The following is a 26,177-nucleotide window of genomic DNA, read 5'->3' as shown; positions in this document are numbered from 1 at the left end:
AAATTGAAGGTTTTTTTGGCATGCTCATTTTAACTATACCACATGATTTAAAATCACTTTACTGGTAATGTTGACAAGCTATTAGCTGGTATAGCTTAGTGCCCTGGTTTACTTTCTGATACAGTTCGATACGCTGTCTGTAACGGCAAGGTTTAGAGCCATCCTTTGCTGATGGCAGCACGTTACGTTAGTTGCATAAAGATGGTCTCCATTGCTCCCCAAGGTGCTTCTTTCTCATCTATCTTCACGAAGCCATATTTTTCGTACAAATTAACATGGTCACTGACAAGGTATACTTTATCAAAACCCAGTCCCTTTCGCGTATGCCGAGGCAGATAAAATCAACTTTTCGCTTAATCGATTGCCTCTGTACTGCTCTCCCACAAAAACAAACCCTATATAAGGTGTATAGGGAATATCAGGTATGCAGTCAGTTTTTGCTAAAGCGCAATAACCAGCAATGTGATCACCATCAAGTGCCACAAAAACTCTTTCCCAGTCTGAAAAATGGCACTCTTTCATTTGTTTCGCTAAAGTGGTTCCTGCTCTCCAAGAACATTCCTGCGCATACTCAATAACGATTTGCCACAACTTATTGCTATAAATAATCGATTCTATTTGCACAGATACTTCCTTTCTTAAAGGTAGCCATCCGCTGGATACCATTTGTTTATTCTTTTACTAATTGCTTTCCGTTATCAAAACAGTGTTCAACTCTCCTCCTATTGATAACATAACAATACAACACTTGGTATGAACTAACATGGTAAAAAAGGATTATACGAAAACATCACCACCGACAGCAGCGTGATGAACTTCTCGGCGCACATAGTGCATCTCCATCTCATACAAGGTTTATTACTATATTAGTTATCACTAGATATTTACCTTCCTTAATGACCTTGAAATCCCATTAAACTGCCCGTTATGACGGCAGGAACTTAATGTATTACTGATCCACAAAGTTAACGTAAGCCAAAGACTGCGAACTAGAGATCTTTTTCTACTCCTCATAGTCAGAAATCTCGAACTACAGTTTACATGTTTATACAGTTATCAATACTTTCTTCCACTGCAACTGTGATATAATAGTCGATACAACAAGTTATCTCACAATGACGATCAACCGAGTAATACTTTTGATAATAAGTACTAAAAAAGCCCAGCCAGCATCGGATGAGCTTATTTTACCTGTTATAAGTTCGTACTATTGACTCCGCTTATTATATCTTCCAATGGTTACGATAGTCAGCAACATCCCCGCAATTCCGATCCCCGTTAGCATCCCTTGCGAGAAATCCATTAGATTGCTTCCGTTTGACTGGATGATTTGGCTGGCGATAATTGATGAGAAAGAAGCCAAGTACAGCATCGCTGACCTTGTTCAATATCGCTCAAAGTACCTTGTGAGATGCCAATTTGCTTGGAAAAACCAATTTGGGTTAACCCTATCCGTCTTCTTAATAACCTAATGTTATCTCCAAGTTTATTCATAATTCGCCCAAATTTCCGATTCGGAAAGTGCTAATCTATATTAAGTGTTGGGATCTCCAACCTTATGAAAAGTCACTTTCCGAATACTTGAAATTTAAAGCAACAACCACCCAAATCCCCTGATTAATTAACGTTCTTCTGGATTTTCGTTGTAGTTTCTATGATAAATCTTAGATCTTATAAGCCTTCATCGCTTTTCTGATCTCTTTAATACTAGGACGTTTACCGTACATCAATACGCCCGTGCGATAGATCTTAGCAGCCAACCATCCAAAGATAAAGGTGGTAACAAGCAGGATGGCCAATGACACAATGACTTGCCAGATCGCTACTTCACCTACACCAATTCGGAGCAACATGGTCAATGGAGAGGTGAACGGTACATAGCTCGCTACCTTAACCAGCAGAGTATCCGCATTGGACATACTGAATAGTGGAACATAGAATGCTACGAAGCCTAACATCATAATTGGCATAACTGCTTGGCCAAGATCCTCTGTACGGCTGACAATCGAACCTACAGCTGCATACATCAAGGCATAGAGGAAATAACCTAGTATATAAAGAACAATCCCATAAAGTAATAAGTTAATATTAAGCTGGCCTAAATCTAGGTCTAAATCTTTCAAAATCGTTGCATTATGCGGAAGCTTAAGATTGACGACAACCGCTGCGATAATGACGCCAATTTGTAATAATCCTACCAAGAAGACACCGATAACTTTACCGAACATTTGCGCTAAAGGCGACGCACTTGTAATCAGAATCTCCATGATCCGTGAGCTCTTCTCCGAAGTAATCTCAGCTGCGATCATATTACCGGTCATCATGATAGACATGAAGAACAGCATAAGCATGGCGTATACAATGACGTAATTAATCGCCGGAGTGGATTCCTGAGACGCATCTTTATCTCCCGCAGTTCCATCAGCATTGAGCTGCTGAGTAGCTATCTGCACCGGTGTTGACATAGCAGCAATCTGCTCCTGCGTCAGCTTGTCGCCAACGATGAACTGTGTATTGGCCTGCTGAAGGGTGTTTTGGAGATAGATTTGTACATCGCCGTTCAATTCACCATCTTTACTATGGTAAGTAACGGGTGGAAATCCTTCGCCAGTAGGTTCTGCAAAAGTAACATACCCCTCTACAGTCTCTTCATTTAATGCTTTCTTTAGCTCAGCATCATCGGCAGAAGTGTATTGCACAACTTTTGCCTGCGGCATTCCTTCAGGTGAAGTATATGCCTTCAACAACTCTGCAGCCTGATTTCCTTCCTCAGCGATTACAGCAATTTGAGTCTCTGTGCTTGTTGCAGAATCGCCCTTAAACTGATCGATGATGTATGGGAGATTCATCCCAATACTGAGCAACAACACTAGAATTAACGTAGTAATCATGAATGATTTCGTTCTTACTTTATTTTTAAAGGTAAAGCCAATAATTGTCCCCATCTTATTCATGAGATTCACCCACCGCTCTGATAAAGATTTGATTTAACGTTGGTTCCTTAATTTCAAAATGCTCCACTTCACCCTGCGCCATCGCCTGCTGTAATATACGCTGTGCTGCGCCGATCTCACTGATAGACAACAGATAACCTCGCTCCTGTCGCTGCACTGCTGTTACACCTGTAATCGATTCTAATCCGGTCACTTCGTTCTCCGTACGCAACAATACTTGTTCACGAGGATACCCATTCTTAATCGTTCGAATATCGCCCTGCACGACGGTATTGGAACGATCCAAAATCGTAATATTACGGCAAAGCTCTTCAACATGCTCCATCCGGTGAGTAGAGAATAAGATACTCGTTCCTTGCTCACGCAATTCTTTTACCGTATCTTTCAGTAGTTCCACGTTAACAGGGTCCAAACCACTGAAGGCTTCATCTAGGATGAGAATTTGCGGCTTATGAACGACTGCGGCGATAAAGCCCATTTTCTGCTGATTCCCTTTGGAGAGCTCTTCAATCTTCTTATTGTAATAGTCCGGAACCTCAAACCGATCAAGCCAATAGCGAAGGCTCTTATCTGCATCACTAGCTGACATCCCGCGCAGACGCGCCAAGTAGACAATTTGATCGCTTACCTTTACCTTCGGGTACAATCCTCTTTCTTCGGGTAGATAGCCCATGATTTGCTGAAGTTCGCTGTTATACGGCTTTCCATTATACAAAATATTCCCACCATCAGGGTAAATTAGGCCAAGCACCATGCGCATTGTGGTTGTTTTTCCTGCACCATTTGCCCCCAGTAATCCGTATATTTCCCCCTTGCTAACCGTTAGGTTAATTCCGTTTACAGCGGTCTTTTCTCCATATTGCTTCATTACACTTTCCAGCTTTAAGGCTTCCATTTCTCTAGTCCCCTCTCTTGTGATCAATCAGGATAGGACGATGTCCCTGTGTCCATAAACCTAATATTTCGTCCAGTTCTAAACTGCGACTCTTGGTAACCTTTACGCCCAAGTCCTGAATGCGTTTCTCGTTCTTAGAAAATTGTTCTATGATAAAAGAAGCTACACCCGGTGTTTCCATGGTAAAGTTTATACCTCCCGGTAATTCCGCTGATAACTCAGCAAGCTCCTCTTCATCTGTAACCTGTACCCACACCTCGGTCCAAGTACCGAATAAACTGTCTTTCTCCGCCATACCCAGCAGTTCGCCTCTATGCATAAGCACGATATAATCTGCCAACCGCCGCAACTCTTCCACAATGTGTGTGGAGATGATGATCGTAGCATTGTTCTCATCCATATATTTAAGAAGTGTCTCGATCATAATCTTCCAGGCAAATGGATCAAGGCCAGAAGATGGCTCATCTAGTAACAACAGACTTGGGTGTGACGCAAGTGCTGCCGCAATTTCGAATTTCCGACGTTCACCCTTAGACATCTTAGAAAGCCTCATATGATATGGAACCTCAAAGCGATCCATTAGATCCTGAAAATACGACTCATCCCAGTTCGGATACCAATGCTGTCGAAATTGAGCTGCCTCTTCTGCATTCCAGTGGTTCTCCTCAGTAATTGACGTCTCAGGAACATAGGCAATGGTCTGCCGCAGCTCCAGAGGCAACCCGCTATCATACCTGTTCTCAAACCAATATATCTCGCCTTCCTCTGGATTGGTCAGCTGCATCAGTAGATTCAGTAGCGTGCTTTTGCCAGATCCATTCTGACCTACCAGGGCTGTAATATATCCTTTAGGCAGATTCATAGTCAGCGGTCCTATCGTCTTGTTTCGCCGCCGTTTAAGTACATTCCGCAATTCTATAGCCATCTGTACCATATGAGTAAGCGCCCCCCTCTCAATCCTTTTCTCTATACTTACGTTCTACAATCTCCATAAAAATCTGTTCAAGTTCATCCTTGCTGCAATGTACCGATCGGCCGATATCCACTGCACTTTCAAGTGCTTTGCCAACCGTTTCCCGTTTGTATTCTTCCATTGCTCCGTCACCTACATGGGATACAAAGGTACCTGTTCCTTGTCTCGTTCGCAGCAAACCTTCGTTCTCCAGATCCTGATATACGCGCCGCACGGTAATTACACTGCATTTCAGATCTCCTGCGAACTCACGAATCGAGGGCAGCAGCGTACCTTCTGTAATGACTCCGCTAATGATTAATGATCTAAGCTGAGTCTCTATTTGATGATAGAGGGGCTCTGCACTATTTTCGTTGATTTGTACCGGTATCCACATTATTTACACCTCGCCTTCCACTCTAGCGTGCTAGAGCGCAGTCCTTGCCATTCCGATTTTTTATACGAGATCGCGACTCTTCAGTCGATGGATAGTCCATTTAGAGAATAACTGCACAGATATTGTCCCCAGCAGAAGTGACCCCCACATGATCGGAGATAAAAGCCCCCACTCCTTGGAATAGGAGATACTATATAAAAACAAATTGCCTCCCCCAAGTGTAACTAGGAATGATATTCCCCAAGATGCCACTACGATTAGCACGGTTAGTGCTAGGTAAGCTTTACCGCTAAATAGATATTCAATGAAAATATATAGTCCTGTAACAATGAGCCCTACGCCGATCCAGGTAATGGCAAATGCAATATACGAGGGTAACGTCAATTCCTTTCGGAAATTCTCACCGACCAAGTAAACAATACCGAAAAACAACAAACCATTTAGAGCAAAGGAGCCTATCGCCTGAAACTTTCTTCGAGTTAATACCACAGTGATGGGAATCGGTAAAGATCGTAAGTAAGCCAGCATTCTCGTGTATGAGTCTTCACTCCAATATTTCATAGAACGACGGGAGAAGGAGAAACCGATTAATGGCATTAGCGAAAGGAGTAAAAAATCCGCTACCATCGTCCGATCCTGCTCACCTAGTACGTCATTTGCTACCAGGCTAGTCATTCCACCAAGATAACTCATGAAAATAACTGTTATTACGAGGGTCCCTAATATCTTTAATTTGTCTCCGCGAAAATCAGAGCGCAACATAAACCATGAATCTTTTAATGTTCTCATTAATGCTAACCTCGCTTTACAATGTCTTCAGCGTCTTGCGGAAGCAGATGTTCATATCTCTGTGCTTACTGTATATATCTATATACACAGTATATGTCCTTAATTTACCATTGTCAATCCTGTAAACGGAAAATATTCAAGGGGATTAGAAGCATGCGCTTCCCGCCCTTTGGAGAAGACTTTGCACGCATGGGATGCTGATCATTATTGGGATTAACTAATCAGAGGATTAAGTAGTGCTTGTGGAGAGGTTGTATGTGTACAAAGGTTGCGGAGTGAGGCGATTTTTATAGTTGCTTCGCTAATGAGCAGTAGATTGTAGGGCGTGGGTGCTGGGCACTTATGGGTGTAGTTGCTGGGCGTGTGTTGCTGCTGGACGGGTGTTGGCTCTGGGTGAGTGTTGTCGCTGATGCGGGTGTGAGGCGGATTTACGCTCTGGGCTAAAAGCTGCGGTATGACCAACTGTTGGTAGAATCAATATATAGGGAAAATCTCCCTATAATTTATTGAATTTAGCTAGAAATCAATGATTATAGGGAATTTATCCCTATAAATCCGGCTAATCTCCTTCGTTATGGCTAAAACCGTTCAATTACAGGGAAAAATTCCCTAATTATCGCCTTTTCGTGCTCAAAACCTATCTTTTTCAGGGAGGTTTTCCCTATAATTTAAGCGGATGGACCACTTTTGAGTATTTCCCTCTCCATTTTTCTTTTCAGCACTATCCCCCTTCAAGCCGCACTTAGAACCCTAAAATATTTATTCCACAGTCTAGTTTCAGTCCCCAAACTCCAGAAAAAAATAAAGCCTGTCATCCACTATCCCTATTAAGGAAATTGCAGATGCACAGACTTATTTCATTACTATTCTCACAAATTCAATTCACATGTTATTTGCATTTTCACATACTCTTTTCATATGCTACTCACACGAATTCACATGCTCTATCCACGCAGCTAACTTAAGCACCTAAAATAACTTCCCACACCGGCTTGGTGTGTCCACCTGGATACAGAACATAAAGCAACACATACACCATAACACCGGTAATCGCAGTAATGAACCAGATTATAGATGTCACTCTGCCCCACTTACGGTGTTTGGAGTACTTCGCCTTAAATCCAAGAGTTAACGTAGTAAGTCCGAATACCGCAGCTACCGTTGCCAGCACGATATGGAAGATTAGAAACACTTGATAAATGGTCTTCAGTTCATCCGGACCGCCCCATGAGGTATTTCCCACGAATAACGTTCTGGACACGTAAACAATAAAAAACAGGATCGCAGCGATAGCGGCAGCAATCATCGTCTTCTTGTGCGCTTCGCGTTTGCCCTTAATGATGAGCCACCAGCCAATAGCTACGAGTACCGCGCTGAGCGCGATGAATGAAGTACTAATGGTTGGAAACAGTGTGAAAATATCCATGATTCTCCCCCTTGGCAGTCTACCAGTTATGCACGGGTCAAGGTGCTCTCCTCGAGTACTGAGGATGGCGTCGATAATTCATCGACCTCTTGTCCGTTCTCTTTTTTATACCAATGATAGAACACATAAGCAAGCATAGAGGCAAAAATAAATTCCTGAATGAACTTCATCGCGATGCCTCCCACCTGCTGATCCACTTTTGGTGACAGCAATTCAAAGAACGCAGGACCCCCAAAATTCTGAAGTAAGGCAGAAGGATCACCCGAGATACAATAGCCCATGGCAAGTGCCCAAGTCTCCGGATCACTGTAAGTAGCATAGAGCGGTTGATCTGCAAAAATAATTAGTCCGCATGCTGGTGTCAGCAATACCATGTTTAGAAAAATAAACCCAATCTTGCCCAGTCCACTCGCCATTCGGCGCTCCGGTAGCGGATTTATCAATGTCCACCACATTAAGGCAGCTGTTAGGAATAAAACAATATAGTAGATTCGGTGAACGGTAAAATGCAGCATCACATAATCATGAATAACAGGAATATGGTACAAGGAAAATAGTCCATTAAACATTAGAGCAGCTACCACCGGTCGGGCTAAAAAAGACAGCCGGCGAAATGGATTTACTTTCAATATTTTGCGCCAGATAAAATCTGGAATCCCCAGCATAATCAGCGGCACCGCCACTAGGTATGACAAGGCCATACTAACCATGTGGAAGGAAAACATCATATGTCCTAATAGACTAACAGGACCGCCTTGTGCCAGATATAGCGCAAGCATTCCGCACACAAATAGTGCTCTTCGCCAGAACGGAACCGGAACTGAATCGGCATAACGTCCAGCAATCGGACCAATCCAAACGAAATAACCCGCCGTCAGCAGCAGCATAACCGCCAGAAAAAGCGGGCTCCATAATTCAGCAAAGCTAAAGTATTGTAATCCCAGCATAACCCTAACCTCCTAGCGAAGGATCTATTGAAACACCAAAAAGAGGGGGCATCGCAGCCCGCCTCTTTCTTTATAGTCCGTTAATTCCACCAAACCCAATACAGTGACATAACAATACAGGTACCGGCGGTAAAAAAACCACCCAGCATGAAAATAATCGGTATTAGATTTCCTTTATCTTTCAGGTGCATCCAGAAGCCCATCTGCACAATGACCTGAATGACTGCCATCACCAGTAGTAGAATAACCGCAAAGGTGGCATTCACGCCTCCAGCCGCAACAGCGGCGAAAGCAATTAAGGTCAAGACAATGGACAGTATAAAGACAACAATATGCCTCTGTGGCCCTTCATGCCGATGACGATGCTTATACCCATCGTTCTCCGGCACATGCTGATCTGTCGTCATAGTGTCTAGCCCACCTTTCCAAGTAGGTATACAACCGTAAAGATGAAGACCCATACCACATCAATAAAATGCCAGTACATGGCTGACACATACACTTTCGGTGCAGTAACTACGGTTAATCCTTTTCGCATAAGTTGCCCAATCAGGATGGAGATCCATGCAATCCCGAAAGCTACGTGTGCACCGTGGAACCCTACTAATGTATAGAATGCCGAACTAAATGCACTTGTAGTCATTCCGAAGTCTTCGTGTCTCACATATTGAGTAAACTCATAGATCTCCAGAATCAGGAAACCAAGCCCTAAGACTACAGTTACCAAAAGCCAGTTACGAAGCACAGCCGGACGGTTTCTATGCATCGCCTGGATAGCGAACACACTCGTCAGACTGCTTACCAAAAGAATGAATGTTGCAGCAGCTACAAGCGGCAGGTGAAACAGTTCATTCGCCGATGGCCCCTCATTCGTCTGATTACGCAATGCGAGAAAAGTAGCGAACAACGTGCCGAACAATACTGCTTCCCCACCTAGAAACAACCAAAAGGCAAGAACCTTGTTTCGTCCTTCGAGCGTAGCTTTTTCCGGCTCGTGAGGAAATTCTTCCTTAGAAGCTTCTGCATGTGCCGTTGTCATGTCCGCTCACTTCCTTCCAGCTCTTCAGGTTCAATATGCCATCCATGATCATCATACAGCGAACGCAACAGCATAGATCCAAACGTGATGATAAGACCGATGGCTGTAACAATATAATAATTAAACATAAAGCTCATAAAGGCGTTGCCGAAGTCATCCCGACTAAACATGAAGCCAAGTCCAGCGATGAAAATCCCAACAGACATAGTAAACGGCAATATAGTTGCAGACGGCATATGGATCGAGCCGACCGGTTCTGCCGGAGTCATGCCTTTATTTCCTGCCATCTTTTCTTTCCAGAATGCATCAATACCACGGATAAGTGGGGTTTGCTTGAAGTTATATTCTGGTGGTGGTGAAGGAATCGTCCATTCTAGTGTACGTCCATCCTCCCATGGATCATTAGCTGCATCCGCTGGCTTTCTTGAAGTTAGATAGATGTTGATCAAGAATATAATCGTACCCACACTCATCAATCCAGCACCGATTGTACTGACTAAATTCAGCAAATCGAATTGCTGATTCGGCAGATACGTGAATACCCGACGTTGCATCCCCATGAGTCCAAGGAAATGCTGTACAAAGAATGTCAAATGGAATCCGATGATAAACGTCCAGAAGGTCCATTTGCCCAGCTTTTCACTTAGCATCCGGCCAAACATCTTCGGCCACCAGTAATGCAGACCTGCAAACAGGCCAAGCACCAAGCCGCCCACAATAACGTAGTGAAAATGCGCTACAACAAAATACGTATCATGGAACTGAAAGTCAGCAGGCGCAGAAGCCAGCATGACGCCAGTGACGCCACCCATCGTAAAGGTAGGAATGAATCCTGCCGCGAACAGGTTTGGCGTCGTGAAACGCACTTGCCCGCCCCACATCGTGAACAACCAGTTAAAAATCTTGATTCCAGTCGGAACCGCAATCAACATCGTCGATACAGAGAACAACGCGTTAGCTACCGGCCCAAGTCCAGTAGTGAACATATGGTGAGCCCAAACCATGAAGCCCAGGAAGGCAATCAGGATGGTAGCAAACACCATTGAGCTATACCCGAACAGTCTCTTCCGTGAAAAAGTCGGGATGACCTCCGATATAATTCCGAAGGCAGGCAGAATGAGGATATATACTTCCGGATGACCAAATATCCAGAAGATATGTTGCCAGAGCACCGGATTACCCCCAGCCCCAACCTCGAAGAAATTAGCTCCAAGAATCCGGTCGAATGTCAGCAGTACTAAACCTACTGTAACTGCTGGAAATGCAAACAAAATAATTGCGGAAGTAATAAATGTAGTCCAAGCAAACATCGGCATCCGCATGTAGGTCATTCCCGGCGCGCGCATCGTAATGATCGTGGCTAGAAAGTTAATCCCCCCGATGAGGGTACCTAATCCGGCAATTTGAAGACCAATCGTATAAAAGTCTACACCGTGTGTAGTGCTGTATGTACTCGTAGATAGTGGGGTGTAGGCGGTCCATCCGGCATCAGGAGCGCCACCCATTACCCAGCTGAGATTCAATAGAATCCCGCCGAACAGGAAGGTCCAGAAGCCAAGTGCATTTAGAAAAGGAAAGGCTACGTCACGTGCACCGATCTGTAGTGGTATGACGGCATTCATTAAGGCGAAGATGATTGGCATGACGCCGAGGAATATCATCGTCGTACCGTGCATGGTAATAAGTTCATTAAACGTTTGGGCATCCAAAAAGTCATTCATTGGTTTGATGAGCTGCCAGCGAATCAAAAGTGCTTCAATTCCGCCGATCCCAAAAAATAATCCTCCGGCCCATAGGTACAAAATTGCGATTTTTTTATGATCGACGGTTGTTAGCCAATCCATAAGTCCTGTATGGCGCTTCACACTGTGGCCATGCCCCAGAGGCTTGGATGAATTCAAGGTATGCGCTGCTTGAGCCAAAGTTCGTCCCCCCTTTTTCGAAAGTTCCGCCCGCCTTTAGGCTAAGGCATTAGTCCAGCTTATAGTTGGCCAGATACTCAGCAATGCCGTCAATTTCCGCATCACTTAGGCCTAGATCTTTGGGGTTAGGCATCAGATTGCCCGGTTTTACGGATTGTGGATCATGAAGCCAAGTTTTGAGATTCTCCTCAATTGGCGCACCATCTTCCCTCGTGTCATCATTGAGCAGGATCCCTGCAATCGACTCCCGAGAACCAATTCCGGTCAAGTTCGGCGCATTATTAATCCCTTGATCACCTACAGCGTGGCAAGTCAGGCACGCCGCTTTGAACTTCTCAGCTAAAGCAGGATCCTCCGGCAGCACAGCTACAGGTGCTTTCATCGAATCTATCCACTTCTGGAAATCTTGTTCACTAACCGATTTCACCTTGAATTCCATGAATCCATGAGACGGTCCGCATAACTCCGCACATTTTCCGCGGTAAACGCCTTCATTAGGTGCACTAAAGCTGAAGCGGTTAATCGTACCGGCTGGATTGGTGTCGATTTTACCGGAAAGGGAAGGGACCCAGAAGGAGTGCAGCACGTCTTTAGTTTCCAGTTCAAAGGCAATATCCTTGCCTACTGGAATAATCAGATCCTGCGCTGTAGTCACCTTGTAATCGGTATACTCAAACTCCCACCAATATTGGTGGCCGGTTACTTTAACCTTAATCGCATCCTTGTCATTGGCATGATCATCTCCTGCGGCGAACACTGCTTTCACCGTTGGAACCGCCAGTACCACTACGAGGATAAGCGGAATGACCGTCCAGAGAATCTCAAGCTTGATGCTACCCTCAACCTGCTCAGGGATTTCATTCTGACCCGGCTTTCGACGGAAACGGATCAGTACATAAGCTGCAATCGTAAAGACAATCAGTAACACGACGATCATAATACTGATCGACAGCTCCATTAATCCGTAAGACAGTTCCGCCTGAGGTCCCTGTGGTCTGAGCACTGACAAGTCCTCACGGCCGCACCCGGCAAGAAAGAGACCAAACATAGCGGTCATGGGAAGGAGTCGCTTTACAGCCTGCCACGTTTTCATCATTGATCTACCCCGCTTTTCCCGATTTCGTAGGTTCCTGTTTTTTTCTGTCAATTATAACAATCACTATTAATATAAGTTTAAGGGAAAGTTTTGTCAATCGTTCACAACTAGTTCACATTGTAATTTTCGACATAATAATTCCTTGTCCCACCTGCATTTATGCGCTTTTTTTGAAAACGCAACCAAATAAAAAATGATCATTAAAGCGCATTCATTGTGAAATGTGTCTATTAATTCATTTGACTATTTTATGAGGGATAATATTTCTTATTCATAAATGTACATACAAAAAAAACCGATTCCTGCAACAAACGCTGCTCGGGCACGGTTTATAAGAATCCTCGTGGATGTTATTACTCAAAATGATGTCAAATGTAAGTGACATTCGTATCTGTTAGCTAGGAGACGGATGAATTCATCTTTACCAGCTCGTGCTCCACGACCATGGTCAGTTCTTCTTCATAGCCTCCGGTAATCCGATATTTTCGGACGTACTCCTTTACGAATTTCTTGGGATCTTTGGGACGGAAAATGCGTGTCATTTCCCGTAAACTTTCCTTGACTTCGTTATGACCTTTACTTGCCATGATCAGTTCCCTCCCAAAACATTGAAAATGAATGCTCCGTTGTAGAGAATGCATGATGAAAAGTACGCCGTAACCTCGAATGCAAGTGAAGTAACCATTACACATACGTGGCTTGCATTATCCGCCAAAACGTAAAATTCAAAGCTTCAAAGCCTTGAGATACTGGTTCGCCGGTGAAGCAGGTTCGTCGTGATTTGGGCTGAGAGTAAGGACGCCTGTTGAACGAAAGCTCCTTGACACTTTTATTACCCGAAGAGCCACTTACTGAATCACCCCTTTCGGGCCTTATCGTTATATTGTATCATATTCCGGTCCAACTTCCACCTTTCCTTGTAAAATGTGCTAATTGGAAAAATTTTATTTTTTATAGTGATCTCCGTAAGTCATATTGCTCGTGTCGGGTTAAAATACAATATGTACTACAGCAGGCCACACTCATCACTTACTACAGCAAGAAAAGGAGATCTTTATGGGCCAACCTACACCATTACTGACTTCATCTTATAACGTAGTTCCCGCGATGACTACCGCGCTACCCGAGGAAACTGCAACGCGCCTGGAGGGGCTTGAACAAGCTCATATTGCTATTCAGAAAGAATATCCAAAGATGCATAGTATGCTTATTGCTCGCCATGGCAAGCTCATCTTCGAACGTTATTACGGCAACTATCATGCCGGGACATTAAATGATCTTCGATCTGCGACTAAAAGCTTTATCAGCGCAATTACCGGAATCGCTATCGATCGGGGAGATATCCATAATATCGATGTCTCAGTTTCCAAAATACTTCGTAAATATGTTCCATACCTGCACTCCCCTCATTTATCAAAAATCACTCTCCGTCATCTGCTTACCATGACTTCCGGATTTAGCTGGATCACGGGCAAGAAGCTAGGTGAACCTTTCGTCCGGAACCTACACCGCAGTCGCCGCTGGGGATCCTTTGCCCTTAGTATGAACATTATCCCGGAGCACATCGGTCAATTTCAGTACCGCAGTATCGACTCCCATCTGATTTCGATGATCCTTAGTGAATCTACAGGTCTCGATGCATTCACCTATGCTGCTGAGCATTTATTTAGCCCCCTCCAAATAGCTCATACCGCTTGGTTACAGAGTCCCGAAGGACACAGTATGGGACATATTGGTCTGTACTTGAACTCAAGAGATATGGCTAAATTCGGTATCTGTCTGCTTAATAACGGTGTATTTGCGAACCAGCAGATCATTCCGAAGCATTGGCTGCAAGAAGCACTGACCGCACAGACTACGGGATATCCGGCTTTTGGAGATTACGGATATCAGTTCTGGATGGGTACGATGAGCGGCCAACCCTACAAGCTTGCCCACGGTCATGGCGGACAGCAAATCCTTCTCCTACCCAAGTTAGATGCGGTTGTGGTCTTTACAGCAGAGAGTAAGACAAACAATTGGAAGAGCCCCCGCAAGCTGCTGGAAAAGTATATTATACCCACAATGAGCTAAACATACTTTTTCCTGACAAGTCATAGGCTTTTAAGGAAGAAGGAATAGCGAACCAACCCCCTTCTTCTCCAAGTAGAAGGAGAGTGAGCCCTTTGTCCCCATTCAAATCATCCACCGGATTGCCCGATAATATTGCGGGCGCGCTGTGCTATTTTTTCCCTTTTATTGGCGGCGTGGTCTTTCTCGCTCTGGAGAAACGCAACCGCTTCGTGCTGTTCCATGCTCTGCAATCATTGCTTACGTTCGGCGTGCTGATGATTCTCCATGTTCTAACCGGATTTATCCCTTTTCTCGGTTCCCTGTTGAGTGCAATCCTTTCTCTTTGCAGCTTTGCTATATGGCTACTTATGATCTATCAGGCTTTAAGCAGCAGATGGTATAAGCTTCCTTGGGTTGGGGATATCGCAGAAAGTCAGATTCGGCATCTATAAACACCGCTGAACTAACACCTCTTATCGCTGAAAAGTATTCCCTTTTACCCATCCACTCCTTACAATGGAAAGACGGGCATCAACGGAATTCTACAGGCTGGAGGAATTTAAATGTATCTATTCATCATAAACCCACGTTCCGGAGGGGGCGCAGGCGGGAGGACCTGGCATACTGTAGAGGCGCTCATGAAAGAGCGGATGCTGCCATATATGACCTTGTTTACGCATAGCGCAGAGGGTGCAGAAGCCCTTGTTCTAAATACACTTATACACCGTGAGGACTGGAAAGCCGCGATTGTCATCGGTGGCGATGGCACGCTCCACAGCATTTTGGGTGCCCTTCGCGGCAAAGATATTCCCATGGCAATCATCCCTGCTGGCTCCGGTAATGACTCCGCACGCGGCTTCGGTATTCCGCTTTCGACTGAAGCCGCGCTGGAAGCTGCACTTAGCGAACGGTATATCGAAACCGATTTGCTCTCAGGCGCAAACGGGCTGACTTTAACAGCCGTTGCCAACGGCTTTGATGCTCAGGTGGCCGAGAATGTGAATGCCAGCCGTTACAAACGGCTGTGCAATGCCATTGGCGCAGGCCAACTGGCTTATATCATCGGCATATTGCATACGCTGATGACGTTTAAGCCATGCCGGGTGAGCGTTGCCTGCGACGGCACGGAGCATGTCTTTGAGAAGGCATGGCTGGTCTCGGTCTGCAACCTGCCCAGCTACGGCGGCGGGCTCTTGATCTGCCCGCAGGCGAAGGCCGATGACGGCCAGCTCGACGTCTGCGTCGTGCATGGGTGCAGCCGCGGGCAACTGCTGCGGCTGTTCCCAACGGTACTGAAGGGCAAGCATGTAGCGTTGCCCTTCGTGTCGATGCTGCGTGGACGTAGCATCGCCGTCAACTTCGCAGAGGCCCGGCCGGCGATCGGCGATGGCGAGAGCTTCGGCAAAGGGCCGCTTGCCGTGCGCTGCGAGCCAGGGGCGCTGCGGGTGCTCTCGCCGCTGGCGGCGGTTAGCGCGCAGCGCCACGCCGATCCTGCAGCGGCATGCGGCGGCAACGGGTAAACCATACCCGTGCATCACAAAAAAAACAGCAAGAGACAGGCTAATAAACCTGTCTCTTGCTGTTTTAATGTTAACTCATTCTGAATCTACACTAAAGAGTCTTAGCTAAGCAGCCCTTCCTCTTCTTCCACGAAAGAGATTCTTCCGTCCTCCAGTGAAGCGATCCGCACGAGTGATTCTACACGGTAACCCGCTTCCTGAAGTAGCCGATTCCCCGGCTGGAACGCTTTTTCGATCACAATACCAATCCCAACTACACTACCCCCTGCCTGCTCAACAATGCGAGCAAGTCCGAAGGCGGCTTCGCCATTCGCCAAGAAATCATCGACAATCAGAACCCGCTCACCCGGAGCAATGAACTTCTTGGAAACAGTAATTTCATTCGTTTCTTTCTTCGTGAAGGAGTAAACCTTTTCTACATAAATATCCTCTGTCAGCGTCAACGATTTCTGCTTACGGGCAAAAATCAGCGGAACCTCCAGCTCTAATGCCGTCATAATCCCCGGAGCAATTCCCGAAGACTCAATCGTCAGTACCTTCGTAATCTCTTCGCCGGAAAAACGGCGGGTAAACTCACGGCCAACCTCACGCATTAGAAAGGGGTCCATCTGATGATTCAGAAAAGAATCCACTTTGAGCACGCCTTGCCCGAGTACAATACCTTCTTTTAACACTTTTTGTCTCAACAGCTCCATTGTGCTCCTCCTTCTCCCATCAATGAATCCTTTCTCCCCACTTTATAGACCTGTCGGTTTCTGTGGCAATAAATTTCCTACGATAGATTTTAAATTATGGTCCTCTTTGCTTTTTTCTTGCCCGTTATCATAACCCGTAATTCGAATCTCCAAGAAATCACCCGGATTTACCGGCTTAAAGATCAACTTCTCACGGTCTTCTAATCTCACATTAAATTTCATGTCCTTGAACATTTCAACTAGCTCTGCTTCTCCGGGACTTGCTCCCTTATCCAGAAACAGCAGTCCACGCAATTTCTTAGGACCATCCTCATGCACCACTTCAAAATGTACGATACATTCCATGCTTTTCACCTCCCTGTAATAGCTACTGCGCCTGTTCTTCCTCATCATCGTCTTGATCATACATCACATATTTGCTGTGAATTTTGCTGTAACGTTGACCATAACGCTCTTCTAATTCTGCGCCGATATCCTGCTCCAGCTCGAACAGCACCATTTCCTGCGAAAAATGATTTAATAGCAGATCTACTAACACTGGGTGCTCGGTTACAACCGCTTGCGCTGATCCATCTTCATAACGCATCCCGAGCATACACCAGCTCCGATCGATCACGAATGAGAACTTCCGTCCATCTGTTCGCTGAGAATCTCCTCCGAGAGGCGGCCATACCGGATAGGCGGCAGGAGCAGCATTGCCACCGTCAAACGCCCATAAGAGTCTAACGCCTCGCAACTCCGCCTGTTCAAGTTCACTCCGCAGAAGTGACGCTTCCTCACGCCACATATCCACTACGATCTCTTGCTCAGCCATATTAAGTTGGCGAATAAGAGCGCCCAATACATTGCGGTCACCTTCCACATTATAAAACGAAGGGCTAACAGGTCCACCGCGAGGCATCTCACTTTCCATATAGGCCAGCGAAGCCTGAACCCGTCCCGAAATCATAGTCGCGAGCTCTTCTGGATTAAGAACACTGTACCGCGCAGGTTCTCCTTCGCCACATCGTACATATCCCTGCTGCGTAAGGCGTTGTAGCGCCGCATACACATTCGATCTTGAAACTCCGAGCTGTTTGGCAACCTCATAGCCAGAAGCCTGACCTTTAGTCGCAAGCTCTACCATAATTTTGGACTCCATCTCCGTGAAGCCCAAATTCCTCAGGTGCAGCAGCAGCTGTTCCATCTTGTTGTCCCCCTAAGCTGACTGAAATCCGTACTATATTTGCTCTGACCCACATCGCGGACACCATAAGGAGCCCTTGGGCAATTCATTCCGACAGATTTGGCACTGGATCATATCTCGTACACCATTGTCCTCAGTGACCGCAGATTCCTCTTGATGCTCATTCTTGTGCCATTCACCGAAGCGACGATCCAGTTCAAGTTGTCTTTTTCTTTCACGTTCGAGCTGCTCGGCTTGTTTACGTTCCCGCTCAATATCTCGTTCACTCGCCTTATATTCTTCGAGTGGCAGCTCATCATCCGGATGCTGAACCTCTGTATATACCACACTCTGCGGATGCAGCTTCATTGCAAGTTCCTTCTCTTCAGCCGTAAGCTCATCTGCGCCATAATATTGATCCTCTTCATCATCATCATTCACAGATTGAACGAATACCGGTGTAGAAGGCACCTTTCTTGAAGTGGACAGCTGTTCCAGCTTACTTCCGCATTTCGGACAAAAGTTTGCATCAAGCGCCACAATATGACCACATGAACATAACCGCTCATTTTTCAGCTCAGCAATTCGTGTCCGCAGGACTTCGATCTTTTCCTGAAGCTTGGAACAGTTACGGGACAGCTCCACCATTTTACCTTCAGCTACCGACATATCCTTTGAACGATATCCTTCATAAAAAAGTCTGCCCATTTTCGTAAATTCAACTTCCATCTCTTGCTCAACATCGGAAATAAGTCCGTTCAGCTTGCCAATCTCTACTGAGTTTTGGGCTTTTTCGGTAACCCGGCTCGCGCTATCTTTAATTTTTTTGATAAAACTCATTACAGTTCCTCCCTCTCCAGCGATACGTGTTTATATCATACCAAATGTATCGAGTAGATTCATTAATGTGCTTTAATACGCGATTTAGAGGAGAATGTTCCTATAAAATCCATACTAATTGATTTATACCACTTCACTCTTACACTTATGGATTATTTTTCCTGATTTTGAATGTTATTTTGCGTCAAGGGTTCTACATCGGTTAAAATAGAATTATCACAAATAACGAAATCGGGAGAGTTTCAGTGGAAGAACATGAGAGCACACAGCTTACGCTTAGTCAGCTACAGGTACACGTAAAGGATCTGCAACAGTGGCAAGGTAACAGCAACGAGGATTTCGCTAAACTGGTAAACGAGTTCGAAGCTTTGCCAGCACTCTATCGCCACGCGTTAAATGATCTTCAGAATAAAATCGATGTGATCAAGACGGAATGGCAATCCCGCGACGGCTTCAGTCCCATCGAACATGTCAAATGCCGGATCAAAGAACCAAAGAGTATTCTTCAAAAGATGGAGCGCAAAGGCTACGGTTTCAGCCTGGAGAACATGGAACAATACATTCACGATATTGCCGGGATGCGGATTGTTTGTGCCTTCGTTAAAGATATATACCGTTTAGTAGATCATCTTAGTACACGCGAAGATATCCGCGTGCTTGAGATTAAAGATTATATAGCTCATCCTAAACCAAATGGATATCAAAGCCTTCACCTTATTGTGGGGATCCCACTCGTCCTGCTGGAAGGAACACGCTGGGTCAAGGCTGAGATACAGCTGCGCACCCTCGCTATGGACTTCTGGGCAAGCATGGAACATATTCTGTATTATAAATTCGATAAACAACTTCCTTCGCATGTTGCCGAGGAATTGAAAGAAGCCGCGCGCGCCGCTGATGAACTAGATCAAAAAATGCTGCGTCTTCGCCGCGAAATTCTAGAGCTTTCAGAAGGGGAATCCCCTTCCGCTGGGTAGCATTAGGGAAAAAAAGAGGCTGTTTCAAGAGTAGAACTTACTACTTTTGAGACAGCCTCTTTCGTATTTCCACTTACTGCTTAATCAGACCCTTCTTCGCCCGACGCGCAGCTGATTCAGCAACACGCTGCATAATCAAAGTTAATCCCTCAATGGCTTTGGGTGTCTGCGGCAGCAACGTTTCCCAGTCTTCTGTAACCTCAGCTACTATTACCGGCGAAGGAAACGGTCTAGCCGCGATCTCATGGAATTGTGGGCCAGGCTGATGTAGCGAACCTTCAGCAGCCGCTTCTGCCAACCATTCCCCAGAGGTAATGGCTGGTCCCTTACGTTCAAGCCGAGCCAATTCCGTAAAAAGATCACTAACCGAAACTTCTTCTTCCTCTGTTTCAGCTTCGTCGCCAGATATATCCCCTTCAGCCCAAAGGGCAAAAATTCCGTCCAAGAGCTCACCTTTAGTAAATCCTCTCAGCGAAAGCGCCAGCAGTGGCTCTTCAGCAAGACGTTCTTTAATAAGCCTCAGAGTCTCCGCCTTATGCTCCACTCCCTCACCAAGGGCTTGCTCCAGCTCTCTATCTGTAGGTAGAAGCTCAAGTTCAGCCAGCTCACCTGTCAAACGCCCTTGCAGCAGAGCAAATACTTCCCCTGGACTTAGTGCTAGACTTCGCAATATTTCTTTTCTTCGAGAAGCATGCCATACCGGAACCTTCAGAGAGAGAGGTCGATCTGCTTGTTGTTCCTGAGCAGGAGCGCCGGCATTCGATTCACCCTTTGACCGTGACCCTCCCGTCACTTTCCCAGGTAGCACCGTCCATGCTGCTTTTACTAATCCTGGCACAACTTCCAACCGCATCTCTAACCGTTCACTCATTGTTTGATCCCTCCGTAACACTCATATCTATCCTTACATCCAGTCCTGATCCTGCAGTTCAATAAGCTCCTTCAGCTCATGATTAGACATCTCAGTCAACCATGTTTCGCCAGAGCCAACAACTTGCTCGGAAAGATTTTTCTTACGCTCAATCAATTCATCAATGCGCTCTTCCAACGTGCCTTGGCAAATCAGCTTATGGACTTGAACATTTTTGTCCTGACCAATTCGAAATGCCCGGTCTGTCGCCTGATTCTCAACTGCCGGATTCCACCAACGGTCGTAATGGATCACGTGATTAGCCCTTGTAAGGTTCAGCCCTACGCCACCCGCTTTAAGAGAAAGTACGAAGAAGGATGGGCCCTTCCCCTCTTGAAAATCATGAACCATCTCGTCGCGTTCCCGCTTTGGAATTCCGCCGTGCAAGAACAGCGGCGCTGTTCCATAACGCTTAGTCAGCTTGCTAACCAAGAGCTCACCCATCGCTACATATTGAGTAAAAATCAACACAGATTCTCCGACCTCCGCAATGCTGTCCAGAATCTCGAACATGACCTCCATTTTACCGGAATGCTCACTTCGTGGACCCCGGCCTTCTTCTTTGCGGAATAGCTGAGGATGATTGCAAATCTGCTTCAATTTCGTCAGAGAAGACAGTACGAGTCCTCTGCGAGCCATCCCACTACTCTCTCCGATCACACCAAGCATTTCATCCACGACACCCTGATACAGGGCTGCCTGTGTTTCCGTCAGCGGACAATAAGACTTCAGCTCCAGCTTCTCCGGTAAATCTTTAGAGATATCCGGATCACTTTTCAGGCGCCGTAACAAGAATGGGGATACCAAGCGATGTAATTCCCGCAGACGTTCTCCACCCTCACCAGACACATAACGTTGCCGGAAGGAATGGTAGGTTCCTAAATAGCCCGGGTTTAAAAAGTGAAAAATAGACCATAGCTCGCCTAGCCTGTTCTCTACCGGAGTCCCTGTCATAGCTATGCGATGCGGCGCTGATAGCTTCATCACACTTTGCGCCTGTTTCGTCCGATGATTCTTAATATACTGAGCTTCATCCAGCACCACAGTGGACCAGTGAACATTCGCTAAATCTTCGCTGTCACGACCCGCTAAGTGGTAGGTCGTCAATACAATATCATGACTGGCAGCCAGTTCTAAAAAGCTGTCCCCCCGCACACGGCGTCCACCATGATGAATGTGAACTTTGAGCGAAGGCGCAAAGCGCTGTAATTCCCGCTGCCAGTTCCCCAGAAGGGATGTTGGGCATAGAATCAGCACGGGCTCCTGCTTCTCTTCAGGCGGAGCACTTAATGCCCGATCCAACAGGCAGGTAATGACCTGCACCGTCTTACCGAGACCCATGTCATCGGCCAGACATACTCCAAAGCCCAGGCCACTAAGGACTGAAAGCCACTGATAACCGCGCTCCTGATAAGGTCTTAGAGTTCCATGCAGACCTTCAGGCACAGATCGGACTGGAAGATTACGCAATATGTCACCTCGCATCAGCGATGACAATAGTCCGGATGTTTCCATCCCCGTGACCGACATCCCTTTCCAGAGCCGCTCTTCGCCATCCTCAGCCTCTAGCCGCATCCAATCGGCTGCTGTCATTTCCCCATTTTCATGGCGTTTCATATATCTAAGAACCTGGCGAATTTCTTTAGGGTCTACTTCAATCCATTCCCCGCGAAAACGTACAAAGGGTACGCCAGCCTCCACTAATGCGTTCAGTTCTTCTTCGCTGATTGTATTCTCCCCAAGTGAAGCTTCAATGCGGAATGAAATCAGCTCTTCCATCCCAAGAGCCACAGGTGCAGGACTATCAATTCCACTCACGTTCGGCTGCATTTTCATCTTCATGCCAATCCGGCGGCGTCCCTCACGGCTCCAGCGCGATGGCATCTGCACGGTTATTCCCCGCTCACGCAGCTGCTGCACCGTCTCCTTCAAGAAGAAATAAAGACGCTCTGGTTCCAAATCCGCTCCCGTAGGTGCAGGCTTATCAAGAGCGCGCTGAATATCTGGTGAGATTCTTGCTGCTCGCCCCAGCGCAATAAGAAGCTGCTGCTGTATATTGCGATAGCGTTTCCCCCATAACGTAAACTCTCGTTCCTTACTGCGCCAGATGGAGTTTGCCGGAATCCAGAATTCCCCTTCTTCCTTGTTCTCTGCCCAGAAGGTTAAACGCCAGATTTCATCATTATCTTCAGGTGGCTCCAGACGTAGCCCAAGACCCAGCTGTCCACTCCGCGCTTCTACAGGCTCTGATTGTGGCACATCACTTCCAGCTGTCTCATTCACGGTAGCCAGAAGATCTGTCACCTCTGCTTGAGTTCCCTGGACGGGTATATCCCGGCTACCCGTAAGAAGACTATTCCACCACAGCTCAGTTAAAGGGGAGTAACCCCGGCGATAATTGGCCTTGTAAGGGGTAAGTTCACTTTCAATACCCGCAATCACTTTCTTAATCTCTGCAGTCATTACTGCCTGCATAAAGGAGTAAAGCACATAGGCGCCAGCCTCTTCCCTCGAAGATAAATCCCCCGCCTCAGCGATATGCGTCCCTAAGGCCAGTACCGGCATGGACGCCGCCAGCTGCAGAAAGATCTCCTTATCCTCCTGCTTTCGAAAAGCCGGAGACCAGCAGACCGTTGCCGCCTGTTCACCACCACGACGACGTGAACCTACCGGGCGTGGGGGCAAGGCTCCTGGTGTAACTCCTCCTGTACCCATCAGTTCCAGCGCAAAGCGAGCTGCCGCCGCCCAATAGCGCAATTCGCCGCCAGGCTCTACTCCCTGATCTCGGCATAACGTCTCATCCCATGCCAGAAGCAGTTCAAATGCATCGCTTGGGACTAAGGCGAGCCCTTCGAATGTTCTTCCGGGCAATCCACGGCGTGCTGGCTTCCCCTCTACAGGAGGAGCCGGATATTTCACTTCTGCGAGCCGCAGAGCAGCTCCCGCAAAAGGGCGAACTCCTCCCTGCAGCTCCATACGCTTCACCACTCGGGTCCAAGCGTCAACCTTCGGCTCCGAAGTTTCGCCAGAGAAGCAAAATAACACATCCCCCAACCATATTGCATAAAGATGCTTAGTCATCGGTGATCTCCTGTCTTTTAAGCAAGCAAAAAAAGAACCAGTCCGCCACCATCAGGTGGTAACTGCAACCTTTTTAGCGAGAAATAAATTTTGAAGCTATACAATTTGAAGCTATACAAGTAGAAGTAGTTTCTCCATCCTTTTAGAGATGAGATACGCTCCTGTAATAAATATAAGGATAAAGAACTAGGATAAAACTTATCTGCTCTTGAATCTTCATCTCTTCATCTTATACGAAAAAGCGCTGATTTAAAAACGTTTCTGCATATTTTCTGTAGATTTTTATGCAAATAAAGTTGAAGTACATAGAAACACCTACGAATTTGATTCATTTCAGCATATTTTCAATAAAAGTTCTACCCACCATCGTAAAATACCCTGCATCACTACCATGCTATCCATGAACATTATGACTCACTAGTCACTTCTTTTCTTGTTTATAGTCTTAATTATGCCGAAAGCGGGTATATTCTAAGTAAGCATCACCCTATTAAAAAGCTAGGGAGTGAATTCTTTGAGACGTTATAATCCTTATAAGTGGTGGAATCTTCTGTTCTTTCTAGGTGTGATCATTGTCAATGTACTCTCAGTGACCTTGCCATTAGGTGGAAACAGCACCGGTGAAATTTCCGACAAATATCATACCTACTTGACCCCTGCTGGTTACGCTTTCTCCATCTGGTCACTGATTTATCTACTCCTAGCCGGCTTCGTCATTTATCAATTCCGACCAAATACAGGCACTCGTGATTCTATACAAGCCATTGGTATATGGTTTGTTCTGAGCTGTATTTTTAATATGAGCTGGCTCTTCCTCTGGCAGTATTTATACATTGAGCTTTCTCTGGTTGCTATGGTGCTGATGTTAATCACACTGATTGTCATTTATCGAAAAACACGCCTGATCGCAAATCCTACTTCAGGTGAGAATTGGCTGGTAAAGTTGCCCTTCAGTATATACCTTGGCTGGATCTCTGTGGCCACTATCGTGAACGTCAGCGTTGTTCTGGAGAAGAATCATTGGGAGGGTTGGGGCCTTAGCGGTAGCACTTGGGCCGTTATCATGCTCTGCGTGGGGACTCTGCTTGCGATTGTGGTCAGCTATCCTTACCGAGATAGCATCTATCCACTCGTATTCGTATGGGCTTTCATCGCGATTGCCTTGGAACAAAAGGAGGCCAGCAATGTCTATTTAATGGGACTGGTTACAGCAGGACTCTTGTTGCTCTACAGCATTTGGTTACTGTTCAAACCGCGCCGTAGTAGGTACAGAAGATACAGAAGTTACTAATTCTAATTAAAAAAATGGCAGGCTAGGGTTATCCACCTTAGCCTGCCATTTTGTAAAATAATAAAAGTGCAAAAGGATTACTCCTTATTTCTTCCTAGCTACCGCTTCAATCTCAACAAGTCCGTCTTTAGGCAGACGCGCAACCTCAATGGCACTGCGGGCAGGATAAGGTTCTTTAAAGAAGGTGCTGTAAACCTCGTTAACGGCCGCGAAATCATTCATATCCTTTAGGAATACAGTTGTCTTTACTACATGGTCAAGCGTTGCACCAGCTTCTTCAAGAATGGCTTGTACATTATTAAGCGCTTGACGCGCTTGTTCTTGTACGCCCTCCATCAAATTTCCCGTTTCCGGATTCAGGCCAAGTTGTCCTGAAGTATATACCCAGCTCCCCGTGGTTATTGCCTGACTGTAGGGACCAATTGCTCCGGGTGCTTTGGTTGTAGCTACTTGTTTTTTGCTCATCTTACTACCCCTCTCCACTATGCGCTGATCATTTATTGTTCATTGTAAGTCCTGTTCTCATCTTAATGCAAATTTATTAAAGACCCAGAAAGTTTAGCTTTTCCCAATCACATGTATCACTTCATTCGTATAAATATGTAATCCATGGGTATTTGCAGACGCAATGTTAACCATAGCTCTTGCTACTGTTGTGCCAGGTATGGCACGATATTGAGCCGCCTTACCCACCATTACGAAATCCAGCGCTTTCATCAATCTAGCTCCGACTTTCTCCCCTAATCTGAATTCTTCACGTTGGCCCAGTAGCAAGGAAGGGCGAAATATATGCAAACCTGGAAAGCCAATAGCGGTTAAACCTTCTTCCGCTCTCCCCTTAGTTCGACTGTAAAAATTACGGGACTTTGCATTTGCCCCTAACGAAGAGACAACCAAAAACTGGTTAACACCCTTTTCTCTTCCTATAGCTGCAGCATCAAGCGGATAATGTAGATCGACTCGTTCGAACTTTTCTTGGGAACCCGCCTTTTTTATCGTAGTCCCTAAACAACAGAAGATGGAATGTACCCCTTCGAACAATTCTGAATAGTTTCTTAGGTTCTCCCAATCTATAACGATTTGTTTAAGCTTAGGATGTTCTATAGCTAACGGTGTCCGTACAAGCACTCTCACTTCTTCCCAGCCATCGCGATTTAACACTTCCTCCGTAACCGCTTTGCCTACCAATCCGGTGGCACCTAATACCATCGCTATCCTTAACAAGGAATAAC

The 26,177-nt window shown here is 45.9% G+C and carries 28 protein-coding genes; 5 read left to right on the top strand and 23 right to left on the bottom strand.

Translation table 11 applies throughout. The features are described from left to right. Window positions 1–300: 300 nt before the first annotated feature. The 15 genes from UQ64_RS28300 to UQ64_RS28240 all read right to left on the bottom strand — a co-directional run bounded on the left by UQ64_RS28300 (window position 301) and on the right by UQ64_RS28240 (window position 13,004). The gene (locus UQ64_RS28300) at window positions 301–624 is read right to left on the bottom strand and encodes a GNAT family N-acetyltransferase (RefSeq protein ID WP_060626777.1); all 324 of its coding nucleotides are present in this window, start codon (window positions 622–624) and stop codon (window positions 301–303) included. A gap of 583 nt (window positions 625–1,207) precedes the next feature. Further along, on the bottom strand, window positions 1,208–1,372 hold the full coding sequence (locus UQ64_RS31440; RefSeq protein WP_167348534.1) for a hypothetical protein: 165 nt from the start codon (window positions 1,370–1,372) through the stop codon (window positions 1,208–1,210). Beyond that, window positions 1,303–1,494, bottom strand: coding sequence for a helix-turn-helix domain-containing protein (locus UQ64_RS33060; RefSeq protein ID WP_082651359.1), 192 nt, complete (start codon window positions 1,492–1,494; stop codon window positions 1,303–1,305). The genes UQ64_RS31440 and UQ64_RS33060 overlap by 70 nt, the downstream gene beginning before the upstream one ends. Before the next feature lie 170 nt (window positions 1,495–1,664). After that, window positions 1,665–2,954, bottom strand: a complete 1,290-nt coding sequence (locus UQ64_RS28295) for an ABC transporter permease (RefSeq protein WP_060626776.1) — start codon at window positions 2,952–2,954, stop codon at window positions 1,665–1,667. After that, complete coding sequence (locus UQ64_RS28290) at window positions 2,947–3,849, bottom strand: ABC transporter ATP-binding protein (RefSeq protein ID WP_060626775.1); 903 nt, start codon at window positions 3,847–3,849, stop codon at window positions 2,947–2,949. Before UQ64_RS28290 ends, UQ64_RS28295 begins: the two co-directional genes overlap by 8 nt. Before the next feature lie 4 nt (window positions 3,850–3,853). Then, window positions 3,854–4,711 carry an ATP-binding cassette domain-containing protein gene (locus UQ64_RS28285; RefSeq protein ID WP_425339630.1) on the bottom strand — a complete coding sequence of 286 codons (858 nt, stop codon included), beginning with the start codon at window positions 4,709–4,711 and terminating at the stop codon, window positions 3,854–3,856. Window positions 4,712–4,802: 91 nt separating this feature from the next. Then, window positions 4,803–5,198 carry a GntR family transcriptional regulator gene (locus tag UQ64_RS28280; protein WP_036676688.1) on the bottom strand — a complete coding sequence of 132 codons (396 nt, stop codon included), beginning with the start codon at window positions 5,196–5,198 and terminating at the stop codon, window positions 4,803–4,805. A gap of 60 nt (window positions 5,199–5,258) precedes the next feature. After that, entirely contained in the window at window positions 5,259–5,987 is a 729-nt protein-coding gene (locus tag UQ64_RS28275) for a hypothetical protein (protein ID WP_060626773.1), read from the bottom strand. 961 nt (window positions 5,988–6,948) lie between these two features. Then, window positions 6,949–7,413, bottom strand: a complete 465-nt coding sequence (locus tag UQ64_RS28270) for a DUF420 domain-containing protein (protein WP_060626772.1) — start codon at window positions 7,411–7,413, stop codon at window positions 6,949–6,951. 26 nt (window positions 7,414–7,439) lie between these two features. Beyond that, window positions 7,440–8,360 (bottom strand): cytochrome c oxidase assembly factor CtaG, encoded by a 921-nt coding sequence (gene ctaG / locus UQ64_RS28265; RefSeq protein WP_060626771.1) that lies wholly within the window; start codon window positions 8,358–8,360, stop codon window positions 7,440–7,442. A gap of 80 nt (window positions 8,361–8,440) precedes the next feature. Further along, window positions 8,441–8,767, bottom strand: coding sequence for a cytochrome C oxidase subunit IV family protein (locus tag UQ64_RS28260; protein WP_060626770.1), 327 nt, complete (start codon window positions 8,765–8,767; stop codon window positions 8,441–8,443). A gap of 5 nt (window positions 8,768–8,772) precedes the next feature. Beyond that, window positions 8,773–9,399, bottom strand: coding sequence for a cytochrome (ubi)quinol oxidase subunit III (locus UQ64_RS28255; RefSeq protein WP_060626769.1), 627 nt, complete (start codon window positions 9,397–9,399; stop codon window positions 8,773–8,775). Continuing rightward, entirely contained in the window at window positions 9,396–11,243 is a 1,848-nt protein-coding gene (gene ctaD / locus UQ64_RS28250; RefSeq protein ID WP_060626788.1) for a cytochrome c oxidase subunit I, read from the bottom strand. The genes UQ64_RS28255 and ctaD overlap by 4 nt, the downstream gene beginning before the upstream one ends. 127 nt (window positions 11,244–11,370) lie before the next feature. Continuing rightward, window positions 11,371–12,417, bottom strand: coding sequence for a cytochrome c oxidase subunit II (gene coxB, locus UQ64_RS28245; RefSeq protein WP_060626768.1), 1,047 nt, complete (start codon window positions 12,415–12,417; stop codon window positions 11,371–11,373). Window positions 12,418–12,815: 398 nt separating this feature from the next. Next, a complete protein-coding gene (locus UQ64_RS28240; protein WP_042123803.1) occupies window positions 12,816–13,004 on the bottom strand; it encodes a hypothetical protein in 189 nt (62 codons plus the stop codon). A gap of 469 nt (window positions 13,005–13,473) precedes the next feature. On the opposite strand from UQ64_RS28240, the gene UQ64_RS28235 reads away from it, so the two are divergent. From UQ64_RS28235 to UQ64_RS28225, 3 genes are all read left to right on the top strand, one after another. Next, window positions 13,474–14,490 carry a serine hydrolase domain-containing protein gene (locus tag UQ64_RS28235; RefSeq protein WP_060626767.1) on the top strand — a complete coding sequence of 339 codons (1,017 nt, stop codon included), beginning with the start codon at window positions 13,474–13,476 and terminating at the stop codon, window positions 14,488–14,490. Window positions 14,491–14,582: 92 nt separating this feature from the next. After that, window positions 14,583–14,921, top strand: coding sequence for a DUF4870 domain-containing protein (locus UQ64_RS28230; RefSeq protein WP_060626766.1), 339 nt, complete (start codon window positions 14,583–14,585; stop codon window positions 14,919–14,921). 111 nt (window positions 14,922–15,032) lie between these two features. After that, complete coding sequence (locus UQ64_RS28225) at window positions 15,033–15,989, top strand: diacylglycerol/lipid kinase family protein (protein WP_060626765.1); 957 nt, start codon at window positions 15,033–15,035, stop codon at window positions 15,987–15,989. A gap of 101 nt (window positions 15,990–16,090) precedes the next feature. Here the strand turns inward: UQ64_RS28225 and UQ64_RS28220 are convergent, their stop codons facing one another. Genes UQ64_RS28220 through UQ64_RS28205 form a run of 4 tightly spaced genes read right to left on the bottom strand, consistent with a single transcriptional unit; the run spans window position 16,091 to window position 18,689 of the window. After that, window positions 16,091–16,684 (bottom strand): xanthine phosphoribosyltransferase, encoded by a 594-nt coding sequence (locus UQ64_RS28220; protein WP_042123794.1) that lies wholly within the window; start codon window positions 16,682–16,684, stop codon window positions 16,091–16,093. A 42-nt stretch (window positions 16,685–16,726) separates the two neighbouring features. Then, window positions 16,727–17,029: a hypothetical protein gene (locus tag UQ64_RS28215; RefSeq protein WP_060626764.1), complete on the bottom strand. Its 303-nt coding sequence runs from the start codon at window positions 17,027–17,029 to the stop codon at window positions 16,727–16,729. Between the two features lie 22 nt (window positions 17,030–17,051). After that, complete coding sequence (locus UQ64_RS28210) at window positions 17,052–17,870, bottom strand: TrmB family transcriptional regulator (RefSeq protein ID WP_060626763.1); 819 nt, start codon at window positions 17,868–17,870, stop codon at window positions 17,052–17,054. A 33-nt stretch (window positions 17,871–17,903) separates the two neighbouring features. Continuing rightward, window positions 17,904–18,689: a zinc ribbon domain-containing protein gene (locus tag UQ64_RS28205; protein WP_060626762.1), complete on the bottom strand. Its 786-nt coding sequence runs from the start codon at window positions 18,687–18,689 to the stop codon at window positions 17,904–17,906. A gap of 305 nt (window positions 18,690–18,994) precedes the next feature. Here UQ64_RS28205 and UQ64_RS28200 point away from each other — a divergent pair, with 305 nt between their 5' ends. Then, entirely contained in the window at window positions 18,995–19,663 is a 669-nt protein-coding gene (locus tag UQ64_RS28200; protein ID WP_060626787.1) for a GTP pyrophosphokinase, read from the top strand. 73 nt (window positions 19,664–19,736) lie between these two features. On the opposite strand, the gene UQ64_RS28195 is transcribed toward UQ64_RS28200, so the two are convergent. Next, the gene (locus UQ64_RS28195; RefSeq protein WP_060626761.1) at window positions 19,737–20,534 is read right to left on the bottom strand and encodes a hypothetical protein; all 798 of its coding nucleotides are present in this window, start codon (window positions 20,532–20,534) and stop codon (window positions 19,737–19,739) included. 33 nt (window positions 20,535–20,567) lie between these two features. Beyond that, window positions 20,568–23,654 carry a DEAD/DEAH box helicase gene (locus UQ64_RS28190; RefSeq protein ID WP_060626760.1) on the bottom strand — a complete coding sequence of 1,029 codons (3,087 nt, stop codon included), beginning with the start codon at window positions 23,652–23,654 and terminating at the stop codon, window positions 20,568–20,570. 514 nt (window positions 23,655–24,168) lie between these two features. Here UQ64_RS28190 and UQ64_RS28185 point away from each other — a divergent pair. Continuing rightward, complete coding sequence (locus UQ64_RS28185; protein ID WP_060626759.1) at window positions 24,169–24,945, top strand: TspO/MBR family protein; 777 nt, start codon at window positions 24,169–24,171, stop codon at window positions 24,943–24,945. An 84-nt stretch (window positions 24,946–25,029) separates the two neighbouring features. Here the strand turns inward: UQ64_RS28185 and UQ64_RS28180 are convergent, their stop codons facing one another. After that, entirely contained in the window at window positions 25,030–25,410 is a 381-nt protein-coding gene (locus tag UQ64_RS28180) for a RidA family protein (RefSeq protein WP_060626758.1), read from the bottom strand. 93 nt (window positions 25,411–25,503) lie between these two features. Beyond that, window positions 25,504–26,169, bottom strand: coding sequence for an oxidoreductase (locus UQ64_RS28175; RefSeq protein WP_156417705.1), 666 nt, complete (start codon window positions 26,167–26,169; stop codon window positions 25,504–25,506). Between the last annotated feature and the right edge of the window lie 8 nt (window positions 26,170–26,177).

The sequence above is a fragment of the Paenibacillus etheri genome (assembly GCF_001012825.1).
Classification (GTDB): domain Bacteria; phylum Bacillota; class Bacilli; order Paenibacillales; family Paenibacillaceae; genus Paenibacillus_AQ; species Paenibacillus_AQ etheri.
The sequence above is the reverse complement of the archived record's forward strand: the minus strand, read 5'-3'. Positions and strand labels throughout refer to the sequence as shown.